This window comes from Ruminococcus flavefaciens MA2007, from assembly GCF_000621845.1.
GTDB classification, from domain to species: domain Bacteria; phylum Bacillota; class Clostridia; order Oscillospirales; family Ruminococcaceae; genus Ruminococcus; species Ruminococcus flavefaciens_E.
On sequence record NZ_KK211355.1, the window covers coordinates 188817 to 200836 of the forward strand.

Annotated in this window: 6 protein-coding genes and 1 tRNA gene; all 7 read right to left on the bottom strand. The window is 48.9% G+C overall.

Annotated features, from left to right (window positions below; all coding sequences use genetic code 11):
- Positions 1-46: 46 nt before the first annotated feature.
- Positions 47-2407 (bottom strand): glycoside hydrolase family 9 protein, encoded by a 2361-nt coding sequence (locus T497_RS0113935; RefSeq protein WP_028516143.1) that lies wholly within the window; start codon positions 2405-2407, stop codon positions 47-49.
- Between the two features lie 506 nt (positions 2408-2913).
- Complete coding sequence (locus T497_RS0113940; RefSeq protein WP_028516144.1) at positions 2914-4869, bottom strand: hypothetical protein; 1956 nt, start codon at positions 4867-4869, stop codon at positions 2914-2916.
- A 12-nt stretch (positions 4870-4881) separates the two neighbouring features.
- Positions 4882-8283 (bottom strand): toll/interleukin-1 receptor domain-containing protein, encoded by a 3402-nt coding sequence (locus T497_RS0113945; RefSeq protein WP_028516145.1) that lies wholly within the window; start codon positions 8281-8283, stop codon positions 4882-4884.
- 149 nt (positions 8284-8432) lie between these two features.
- A complete protein-coding gene (locus T497_RS18600; RefSeq protein WP_028516146.1) occupies positions 8433-9131 on the bottom strand; it encodes a dockerin type I domain-containing protein in 699 nt (232 codons plus the stop codon).
- A 154-nt stretch (positions 9132-9285) separates the two neighbouring features.
- Positions 9286-9645 carry a four helix bundle protein gene (locus tag T497_RS0113955; protein ID WP_028516147.1) on the bottom strand — a complete coding sequence of 120 codons (360 nt, stop codon included), beginning with the start codon at positions 9643-9645 and terminating at the stop codon, positions 9286-9288.
- A gap of 149 nt (positions 9646-9794) precedes the next feature.
- Positions 9795-9870: transfer RNA gene (locus T497_RS0113960), tRNA-Gln, on the bottom strand.
- A 171-nt stretch (positions 9871-10041) separates the two neighbouring features.
- Positions 10042-11682 carry a vWA domain-containing protein gene (locus T497_RS0113965; protein WP_028516148.1) on the bottom strand — a complete coding sequence of 547 codons (1641 nt, stop codon included), beginning with the start codon at positions 11680-11682 and terminating at the stop codon, positions 10042-10044.
- Between the last annotated feature and the right edge of the window lie 338 nt (positions 11683-12020).

Below are 12020 nucleotides of genomic sequence, written 5' to 3' on the forward strand. Positions count from 1 at the left end.
CTCCCAATGGGAGCCTTTCTTCGTAATGTTATGTTTTTTCGTTATATCAGCCCTGCTTGATAAGGAGCTTTCTAAGCAGTATCTCGTCGTACAGGTCTACATTCTTGTCGCCGTTGAAGTCGAACTGGTCAGCGGCTTCTTTTGAACTGAAAGGCGAAACGCCGAGTATCATCTTGCGGAGCCTTACAAGCTGTGCAACCTTGTATACCTTGGCAGGCTTTGTGCCGTCGGGCTCAGTGCCGCCTACAAGCTTGCCGTCTGCGTAAACGCAAACGTTGTCACAGCGCTGTGCAAGCTCAACGCCGCTTACGATGTTGTCGTAGTCCTCGCCGACTTCGTCAAGGTCTATCATGCCCTTTCGGCTCCAGTCGTTGGAGGAATCCCACTTCTCACCGAAGTAGTTGCCGATGATGAGCTGATACTTCTTGTTGGAGTTTGCAACTGCATAGTCAGGCCACGATATCTCGATGTAGTAGATATCGTCCTTGAACTGCTTTGGCTGTGAGAGCACAGCGGACTTGTCAGTCACCTCGGTCTCAACCTGGTCGTATGTCTTTTGCAGTACGAAACTGCCGGGGATAGTCTTGTTCTCGAATTCCTCAATGCTGAAATAGTAGCGTACAGACAGGTCAGTGTGTGGCTCAAGGCAGTTCGTATTCACGAAGAATGTCAGCTTTGTAACGCCTGAGCCTGTAGCCTCGGGAGCTTCGGAGCAATAGCCCGATACCCAGAAATCATCGCCTGAGAAGAGCTGTGAGTCGTCCTGTTTTTCGGCAGGAGGGAAGTTCTCCTCGGGCTTCATGGTCTTGTCGCCCTTGTAGAGGTAAAGACCTGCCGCCGCGCCTACGATAGCCGCATTGTAGTCGATAGTTACCTCGTTGTAGATCCAGTCCTTGGTAACGTCGTTGTGCTGGTCGTCGCCGTCGGGACCGCCTGCAAGAGCGCCGTAGAGAACGTGCTTGTGCTCGGCAGGGTCCTCAGCCATTGTAAGTCCCGAAGCCGCACGGTGGTGGGGATATTTGACGGAGTTCTCGCCGTAGCCTACAACATAGCTTCTGCCAAGAGGGTTATCGCCGATGATGTATTCCATTTGTCCCAGAGCCCAGTCCGAGAATGCATAGTCGGGGTTCTTGTCGTTGTACTTGTCCTTGCCCTTGTTGTATTTGTCGTATACCAGAGCCGTGAACTGTACCGCAGTGTTGTATCTTGCACTGCCCCATGTATCGAGGTAGAAGTAGCCAGCAGGAGTTATCTTGCCCTTTTTGCCCTCCATAACAGTGTTTATAGCCTTGGCTTCCATTTTCCAGAAGTCAAGGACTTCATACTGACCTCTGCCGATAGCCACGCGAGTTTCCTCGCATACCTCGGGGTACATATCCTGAATGCGTCCGAAGAGTATGCCAACGCCGTTCCACATATCGTTCCAGCAGAGAACGTATCCGGGAGGCGCATAGTAGTCGATGTATTTCTCGCAGGCTTCGAGGTAGTCATGGTCCTTTGTGATGAGGTAGAGCCAGCCTGCCGCGAAACAGAAGTCGTCCTCCCACTTGTTGGAGGTGTAGAAGCTCATAGGACCGTCGCCGCCTGCGCCGACTTTCTTCTCGTTCTTGTTTGCAAATTCAAAGAGCGCCTTTGCGTAGTCGAGACACTTCTCGGCGTACTCGGGGTCTGTGTCCTTGAAGTTGTAGTAGTTGATAGCCAGAGCCGCCGCGCTCTCCGATACGTCGTCGGTGGTGGGGAGCTCAGATGTGGCAAAGAATGCAGGACGTCCCATAGCGTCTATTTCGGGAGACTGCCAGTATTCATGGTCAACGCTTCCGTCGCCTACCTGATAGCAGAAGGCGAGAACGTCGCCGTTTTTGTCACGGAAGGTGCTCTTCATGAAGTAGTCGCAGAAGTAGCGGCATATGGTCTCGGCGTGAGCGTCCTGACCTGTTTCCTTGTAGGCATCGCGGAACTCATAGTAGCCCCATGACACAACAGAAGCCGCATAAGCCTCGGGAAGTCCGAACTTTACGTGGTCGCCTGCGTCGTGAAAACCGCCTGCAACGTCGATGAAGCCGTCACCGTCGAGATCGAGGATATCCTTGTATTTTTCCATGAACGACTCGGGGAGATTAGTGCCGGAATGGTCGTCGTCAATGGGGTGCATAGGCACCTTTGCATCGTATACGTGGCAGTTTCCGCGCCATGAAAGGCGGTTGTTGTCGGCAACTCCCGTACCGCACATATTAGCGTCGTAGAAGTAGAGCGTGTATTGTAAAAGCTTAGCCCAGTTGTTCTCGGTCTCTTCGTAGTCGACAACATTGGGAGTAGCCTTGGCGAAAGCAGGCATAGCCGCCGCCGAAGCGGACACGGCAGTTACCGCCGCCGCAGTAAAAGCGGATAAGCGCTTGAATATCTTCATAAACTCAGTCCTTTCTGTTGGATAGCCGTTAGCTTTGAGATTAAATAATGACTTGAAAAGCGCATGAACGGGATTCCAAAGGGACTGTGTTCCTTTGGTCAGGTCAAGGGTGACTCCCCACAGGGTGGGGAGATGTCGCAACGCGACAGAGGGGACGGACCCGATTAGGGGGACAGCCCTTGTGGGGTGTGGGGCAAAGCCCCACAGTTACAAAGCGCTTCGCAAGGGGTGAATCCGAAAACAATCCAGTGAATTGTTTTCGGAGAGGGGACGCCTTGCAAGTGAAGGCGTCCCTTAACGGGCGGGTAATTTCTATATTCCATTTTATCCCATATCGGCGCAAATGTCAACGCATAACTTGCGGACTTGGTTAAGTTATCAGTTGAGAGCCCAGAATTGAGAGTTAAGGTGTCGCCCTGCGGCGACGGATAAAAAGTGTACAAAGCAAGCTTATAACTCTCAGCTCTGCACTCTCAACTCTAAACTAAAACAACCATTTAGCTATGCTAAATGGTTGTTTTGTATCTCGCCATAAGCGACATAAGGTCGTATTTGCACATTTCGGGTTTGGTCTCCATGAGTCTTTGCTGAGTTACAAGGCAGGGATTCCTGCGGAACTTGTCGCTCCGCTCGCCCGAGCGCCAGCCGATTGAAGCCATGTAACAGCACCAGCGGCGGTGCTCCAGTGAAGCCAGTCCATAGGCGAAACTGTCCTTTTTCAGCTTAGCGAGGACTTCCTCCTCACTGCCGTTCATCTGCCATGCAGTGCCCGTGTACTTCATAAGGGAGCCGTTTCTGCCGATGAGCGATTCAAGCTTTTCACTGAGCTCCGCGCCGTTTTCTGCGGCAAGCTTTGGTATGATATCGTTCTTGACCTCATCGTGGTATGCGGCGGCTTTGCTCGATGAGCGGCGGAAAAGCCTCAGCCTGTTCCATTCCTGCTCGGGGTCTTCCTCGGAGTTGTCCGCAGTACCCGTTTCGTCGGCGGTAATGAGCTTGATATTGTTGTAGAAGTGGTTGTAATTCTTGGCGAGCTTGTCTATCTCGCGGTTGATTATCATGTCAAGAGTGATGACTATGCTTCTGTCGTCAATGAGACTGACATCGGCAAGGGAGCTGTTTTCTGCGGAGATATAGCCTGCAAGACGTCTGTCGGTGTCCATTCGCATGAGAATAGGCAGTTTAAGTCCGCGCTCGTCAAAGAGCTCCTCAAGCTGTATCGCGCAGTGTATCGAAAGGTCGATATTTTCAAGGGCTATGACCGCATAGGTGTAGGGCTCGGCGTCGAGCTTCTCCCGTACAGTGTCGTAGAAGCTGATATGTGAGATGTTCAGCTCGTGGAAGTTTATCTCCAGAAGTCCGTCTGCGGCGCTGCTTTTCATTGTGACCTTGTCATCGGTGATATCAAAGGTGTCACGGCTGAGCTGATTGAGGAACACCGCCTTTTTCGCCTTGATATTGCTGTCGAAAACGTCGATGATTATGCGGTTGCTCTCGTGTACTACGCCGAGATTCATAGCCTGCAATACCGCCTGCTGACCGAGCTGTCCGAAGCCTGCTACCAAGAGGTGAGCAGTCCAGTCCTTCAGCGGAGTATCCGTGCCGATGTATATGCTGTGGAGAGGGTGGTCGGAGTACATCTTGTGTATCTGCATTTCGGGAAGTCCCACTACCTCCAGATCGAAGTAAGCGTCTGTGCCTGCGGCGCTGTTGTAGTATTCCGCGATAAGCCTGCCTATGCCTTCTTCCTCGCACCTGCACGATACCTTTGCTCCCTGAGCAAGCCTTATCCTATCGTCGGAGTCCTTTTCGTTCAGGCGGAAAAGCTGTAACAGGGAGAAGTTCCGTATGGACGATGTCTCAAAGAGTATGATATTTGTGGCTGTTTCGATCCGTGTTTTGGCAAGAAGCGTCTGAAGCTCCGATTCTGCCGCTTTCAGCACGTCTGCGTAGTGCACCACATAGCCAGCCTTGTTGAGGCGGTATATCTCCTCGTTGTCGATAGACTCGGTAGTGACTATGTGTATGCAGGTCTTTTTCGGGTTTGACTTGTTGTTTTTCAGCATGGACTTGACGTCGCTGTTATAGCCGAAAACCACGATATGACGGCAGTTCTTGTCCCTGCGGAAGAATATGATAAAGCGGAGCAGGCGTTCCAGGAACTTGTAGATGAATGAAATAGTGCAGTAGGGGGCGGTGAATACCGCTATACAGTAGGCGTAGCCTATGACCTTGTTGAGCACTGAGGGATTCTCCTTCATAAATGCGACGGTGTCCTTGATAGTTACCGAAGTCTTGAAGCCGAATGCGTTGATACTGTTTTGCAGTACCAGCAGCACCTTGAAGAATGAATCGTATTTATTGTAGTATATGATACCCTGTGCAGTTGCTATCAGGAATGACAGCACTGCCAGCAGGAATATCAGCCGCGTCGTATTCTTACGACCTTTGTTGTTGCCCATTTGTCAGTCCTTTCATGCCTCGCTCAGAGCCGTTAGATAGTCCTTTGCGGCGCTGAGAAGCTGCTGAGTGGTGTATATCGGGAAGAAACCTGCTTTGTTTTGACCATCGTCGCTGATGAATACCGTATCAGCTTTTGCAGGAGCAGCGGCGAAATCGTCTATCCTGTAGCGGACAGTGAATCTTGAAGTATCCAGCAGCCATGCCTGTGACTTGTCCCATACGGCGTATACACGGCTGCTGTCAGCTGAGGGCTTTGTCTCAAAGAGAGCCGCTGAGGTGCTGTCTGATTCGTAGATATCGTTATCGTAATCGTTTTCAAAGTCAAGTCGGCAGCTTCTTCCTGTGAAGCCCTCTGCGTTCATTTCGTAAAGGTGAGAGTCGCGGCAGAGCACGGCGAATTTATCATCGCCGACTGCTGCGACGGATACAGGCTCCTGACTTGTGCCGTTAAGGGAAACTGTCGCCTTGCGAGGTCCCTTTTCGGCGTCAAAAAGACCAACTGTGCGGTCACTGAAAAGAACTCCCACGGTATTGTCATTCTGCCAGAAGATACGCTGTATATCGGGGCTTGTATCGCTTTCGGCGTTGAATTCAAGCTTTATATACTGACTTGAGGAGAAGTCGTGAACGATAAGGGCTGTTTTTCCCTCGTCGTCATCGCTGAGCTTAGCCAGCATAGCAGCCTTGCTGCCCGAAACAGCGCACAGCTCATCGACTATTTCTTTGTCCATGAGGATAGAGTTTTCTTTCTTCTGCGCCCATGACTTGAAGCTGCCGTCAGTGGAAACGAACACTAAATTCCTGTTGGTGTCTGCAAGGTAATAAGCTCCGCCCTCAGCGGGGATAAGCTGGGAGCTTCCGCGCATAGTCGCAGGAGCGTCCTTGACATCGGTCACCTTGCCGTCAGCAGTGTTTATTATCATTATGCCGTCTTCAGTGGAGGTTCCCTTATATGCGTTCACTATGAGCTTGTCGCTGCCCACAAACGCAGCGGAGAGGGCTCTTCCGCCGTCGAGTTCAGTCACCTCGGTGCATGAGCCTGATGCTGTATCGTAAATGAACAGGTGGTTGGTGAGCTGACTTCCTGAATTATATTCACCGTTGGGGTAGTATATGGATACAACAGCAGCCTTTGTGCCGTCGTCGGAAACTGCGAGTACATTGCGGTCATACATGAACTCTCCTGTGTCGATATCCGTGTATGATGAGTTCATTTTAGGATACTGGATATAGGCGGTGTTGGAGTAATTCTCGGCGGTGACGTACTTGCCGAGACTGTAGCTGCAAAGGGATATCTTTGTTGCCATGGTCTGGACTCTGTATGCGGACCTGTCGGACTCCTTGCCCGATATTAAGCTTTTAAGACTCATCGCGTATTCCTCGCCGCTGGCAAGAGTGAACATAACAAGTCCGTTCTGACTGAATGACGCGTCTATGATTTCACCGTCTATAGGGAGTGACTTTATGAGCTTGCCGTTTTCATAGTCCACAAAGGAGATAGTGCGGTTTGTGGTGACTGCAAGAACGTCATGCTCATAGCCTGTGGTCTTGGCAGGCATGAGGAACATCTTTCCCTTGTTCTGATAGTTGACAGGGAGAGAAGCAGTCCACTTCTTTTCCTTCATTTCCTTGTCATAGCGTGAGATATCAGTGGTGAGGTCAAATGCAATTACACTGCAAGCCGCTGTTACAGGCTCATCGTTGAAGAATTGCAGATAATTGGTGTTGATGCCTGTTTCAACGGGATAGTTCAGCTCGATACTGTTCCTGAGCTTGAGAGCGTGGTCTTTTATCTCATAGGCTCTCAGAGTATCGTCGTCAAAGGCGATATAAGCCACATTGCCGCGGACAGCCTTTATATCGAAGTTTATATATACACCGAATGACTTGCCGTCGAAGTCGAGCTTCAAGGTGTCTGACACCTTACCTGTTTCGCGGTCTATAATTTCAAGCAGGAGATTATCTCCCATAATAGATGTGCCGCCGGGAAGCACGTTGCTGTCATTGTACATACGCAGAACGTACTCGTCGTCCACTATGAAGCTGTAGCAATGGTAAGCATTATCGGGCTTGGGAGACTTCCACTTTATCTCGCCTGTAGCGCCGTCAATGCGCCATATGGACTTGTCGGAGTTGGCGATATATACATCGCCGCCTGTGCCCTGCTCGTCCTCCTCAACGGAGTGTATGTAGTTGGTGTATATCTTATTGAAAATCGAGCTGTTTTCATAGGTGATACTGCTGGGAGAGCTTGCATTATGGAAATAGGTGCCTGTTTTGTCAAGGCTTACGTCGAAATATGCTGTCAGCTCATTGGAGCCGCTTGTTGAGGCAAATTCGCTGTCTGCTGCTGACAGCTTCTTGATGAGCTTTCCTGTCTCGGCGTCCCAGAAGTAGACTCCTGTAGCGTCCTTGGAAACTACGGACTTTCCGCCGCCCATGAATGAGAGCTGCTCAACGGCGCAGTCGTGCTTCAATGACAGCTGGGGCACCATTTGCGTATGTCTGAACATACCCAGCTCACGGGAGAGGGCGTACTCCGCCTCGGGGAGCACGGGCTTTTCCTCGCCCTCTGAGGGCAGAGCCGCTACTGCCTTTTTTATGGCAGGTATAAGACTGCTCTCCTTGTAGAGGTTTTCGGACTCAACAGCAAGGTGTCCTGCGTTCTCAACGAGAAGCTCGCTGTTCTTGTTCTCTATCTCGATATTCTGTTCCTTTATCTGGTCGTTCTGCTTCTGTATCTGCTTGTTCTTGCCGTTAATGGTGACTGCCGAAGCAACGCTGATAATGGAAATAAGTGAGAGTATACCCGAAACACCGCCGAAGATACGTCTTCTTCTGGCAGCCTCGCGGCGCTTCTCACGCTGGTACAGGTCGTTGAAATCGCAGCCCAGCAGGGGAGCGGCGATACGGAGATACTCGGTGTTCAGCTTCTTCATTGAGTCCTTGATATTGTCCGCAACGATATTGGCGGCAAGGGGCTCGACGTCTACCTTTACCGTGATCTCCTCGCCCTTTTCATTGGTGGTGGTGATCTCGGCGTAGGTCAGCTCCTCGGGGAAGGACTCACGGGGATCGCCGTTTACCAACAGGGTGATGATGTTGGTGTTCTTGTTGTCGTGGAGTTCGCGGAAACGGGTGAGCTCCTGTAAACACCACTTGGACTCGGTGTACTGGGGCGAGCAGATAACTATGAGGTATTCCGAGGACTCGATAGCGTTCTTGATTATCTCGCTGAGGTCGCTGCTTGACTGGAGCTCCGAAACATCGCGGAAGATACGCCAGTTTTCCTTTTTTACGCCCAGTGACTTGGGAGGCTTGTAGGCTTCGAGGAGCTTTTGCAGTCTTTCAGCCGCCTGCATATCGGGCTCGATATGACGATAGCTTATAAAAGCTTTGTATTTGTATTCCATCTCATTCTCCTTATACATATGAATTATATGAATTTCATATAAAGATATTGTATCACATAATTACTCGAATAGCAATGATTACGGCGAAAAAATCGCGTCCCGTTTTTGTCGGGACGCGAATACGCTTTTTTGAACTTCCTGCTGTGCGATCATACAGGTGTTACTTCTGGAACATCTGAAGGACGAGTAGTAGTTGTTGTAACCTTTGTGGTAGTTGCAGTAGTTGATGTTGGCTTAGCCGTAGTAGTTGTTACCTTTGTAGTGGTTGTTGTGGAAACAGGCTTGGCTGTAGTAGTTGTTACCTTTGTAGTAGTTGTAGAAACAGGCTTAGCCGTAGTAGTTGTTACCTTTGTAGTAGTTGTTGTGGAAACAGGCTTAGCTGTAGTAGTCGTAGTCTTTGCGGTAGTTGTTGTAGTTGCAGGCTTAGCTGTAGTGGTCGTAGTCTTAGCAGTTGTTGTAACAGTTGTGGTAGTTGTAGTTGCCTTTGGATCGGCATTCGGATTCTTTAAGTATTCAGGGAAACTGAGCTTTCCTCCCACAGATGTGTATGCATAATAGCTCAGTATAGTCGAAGCGTCAACAGCATTTACAGCTCCGTCTTTGTTTACGTCCTGAGTTGCAAGCTCGTACTCAGTGGGCTTGTCCTTGGATGTTGCGTATCTTGCGTAATTTGACAGCGCAATTGAAGCGTCTACGGCGTTTATTGCGCCGTCAGCGTCTGCGTCGCCCAGCTTGATAGTGTTGTGAGCTGCGGCTTCGTCTGAGTTAGCCTCTGCGGCATTGGCACACAGAGAAGTGCCGAAAACCATAGTGACTGAAAGTAATGTAGCAATAATCCTCTTTATCATAAAGAGCCTCCCTTAGTTATATTGTATATAGATATTATAGCACCTTTATCCGATTTGTCAACGTCCGGGAGTAAATTTGCGGCTTGGGGGATAAAAACAGCGCTTCATTAAAAATGAAACGTGGACTGTCCTTATATAACCAAATTGATGATATTCATTTTTTATTCTCTTTTGCAGTTTTCAGAGAAGCTGTAAGTATCTTTTTTATTTCAAGGCAGTCATTCAGCATTGATTCTCCGTGAGATTTTTCAATATAATCGGTCAGTATCAATAATCTAAGCCAGTATTCTGTCTCGGCGGTCTCTTTTAAAGCTATCTGCATTTTTGCTATAAAATCAGCAGGACTTACTCCGTATGCCGCTTCATTTGCGTTTGCACCGATAGAAGTTCCGCTTCTGATTATCTGCTTTGAGATGATTGATTCGTTCTTCTCTTTTACAAGATACTGATATAATTTTACTATCCGTGCTGCGAATGCAAGAGATTTATCTAAAAGAGGATTGTGTTTATCCATAAGTAATTTCACCGATTTCAATGAATAATGAAAAATGAATAGTGAAGAATGAATAATACAGAAACGCCCCAAAAGCATTTATTCTTAATTTTTCATTATTCACTATTCATTATAAATTGAGCCCCGACGCATCAGCGTCGGGGCGTTTCTGGTTGGGGTGGAAGGATTTGAACCCTCGAAATAACGGAGTCAGAGTCCGCTGCCTTACCACTTGGCGACACCCCAATATGTGTACTGAATTATTCAGCTTTATTATTATATCACTGAAACGATTGCTTGTCAATAGGAAATATAAAAATTTATCATTTAACTATAAGTGCTTATGCAGAAGTCCCCCATGCGAGTAGGGGACCGCTGCATATGTATCACATTTTTCTGCCTTTCTTCTGTACTACCTTAATCATAGAGTTTCTCTGCGAGTCTTGCCAGAGAGATGAGCTCCTCAGTCTTGTCGTCAAATGCCAGTGACTTTGCAGTTCTTGCAACGTAGTCGTAGCTTGAGCTGCCCTTGAACTCTGAATTTCTGAGAAGCATTGCGAACTCGGCTGCTGCTGAAGCCAGTTTTATGGACTCGGAGGGCTCGGAGTTGTATTTCTCCATTCCGAACAGCTGAGATTCGTAGATATCGCCGTCCTCACCGACGGGCTTGTAGGTAACTGAGAGCTTGCAGAGCTCGCTTCTGCCGTTGTCAACGGGAGGCTCTGCTGTGTGCTCTGAGCTGAATTCCAGCTGAACGCCGCGGTATGTATCGCCTGTCTGAGCCAGCTCTACCTCATAGAGAGCTGTAACGCTGTGACCTGCGCCCACTTCGCCTGCGTCCTTGGTCTCGTCGTAGAAGTCCTCTGCGTTCATGAGTCTGTTATCATAGCCGATAAGTCTGTAGCTCTTTATCTGCGATGGATTGAACTCCACCTGTATCTTGACGTCTTTGGCGATAGTGTAGAGAGTGCCTGCCATTTCCTGAACGAGAACGCGGTGAGCCTCGTCGACGGAGTCGATATAGCTGTAGTTTCCGTTGCCGTTATCGGCGATAGCCTCCAGCTTGTCGTCCTTGTAGTTGCCTGTGCCGAAGCCTAAGACTGAGAGGTAAACGCCCTTGTCTCTCTTGGACTCGATAAGCTTTACCAGCTCGCTCTCGGAGCTTGCGCCGATGTTGAGGTCGCCGTCTGTAGCGAGGATAACGCGGTTGTTGCCGCCCTCAATGAAGTATCTTTCAGCCAGCTTGTAAGCCTGCTGTATGCCGCCCTCGCCGTTTGTGCCGCCGGAAGCTGTAATGGAGTAGAGAGCGTTTAGTATCTCGTCCTTATCCTTGCCGCTTGCGCCCTCAAGGATAGTATCGGAGTGTCCTGCATATGTAACGATAGATATACGGTCTTTTTCCGTGAGCTTCTCAGCCAGCATGGAGAAGGCTGTCTGCACCAGAGGAAGCTTGTCGTATGAAGCCATAGAGCCTGAAGAATCTATAAGGAAAACGATATTTGAGGGCGGAGCCTCCTTTTCGGGCATACGCTTGCCCTGTATGCCTATCATCATGAGCTTGTTTGCAGGGTTCCACGGACAGTCTGCAAGCTCAACGTAATCGCCGAAAACTCGTCCTTCCTCGGGATCGGGATAGTCGTAATCGAAGTAGTTGATGAATTCCTCTGCACGGACAGCGTCCTCGGGGATGATAGTGCCGTCCTCAAGAAGTCTGCGTATATTTGAATAAGAAGCAGTGTCAACGTCAGCCGAGAATGTTGAGAGAGGCTCGGCTTTTGGATCCTTGAAGCCTGTTTCGATGTATTCCTTGTAGCTCTCATTGCGTGAAGCCTGAGTCGGACGCTCATAATATCCGCCGTCGCAGTCATATTCGGGAGCACAAACCGTAGCTTCATCTATATCCTCATGAACTATGGAGTTATTGTTCCTGTGCTCGTCCTTCTTGTAAGTACCGCCATTGTAATTGCTTGTGGCTCCCTCGCCGCAGCTGCAAAAAGCGCTCATCATTAATGTACAGGCAGCAGCCATTGCTGCGTATCTTGTTAGCTTGGTATTCATAGATAAACCTCCCTGATGTCCCGAGGGACTATTTTTTTTTACGTACTGCGGTGACTTCCGCAGCTCTTTTCTATGCTTTTATTATAGCTCCTGAACGGGCAGTTTACAACAACAGAAAAATGCCATTTTAAAGACGATTTGAAGTATATTTTTTTAATATCGGGTTTCATTTCCTTACAATTTATTGACATTCTTACAGCATTCTTGCAAATGTAAATAAAAAATGGAAAAATTTCACATCAGGTCTTTTCAAGTATCAACAAATGTGCTATAATAAATGCAGAGCATTTATTATAAGTATTAAAAAGCCCTTGCAGATACGCAAATCAGAGATTTGC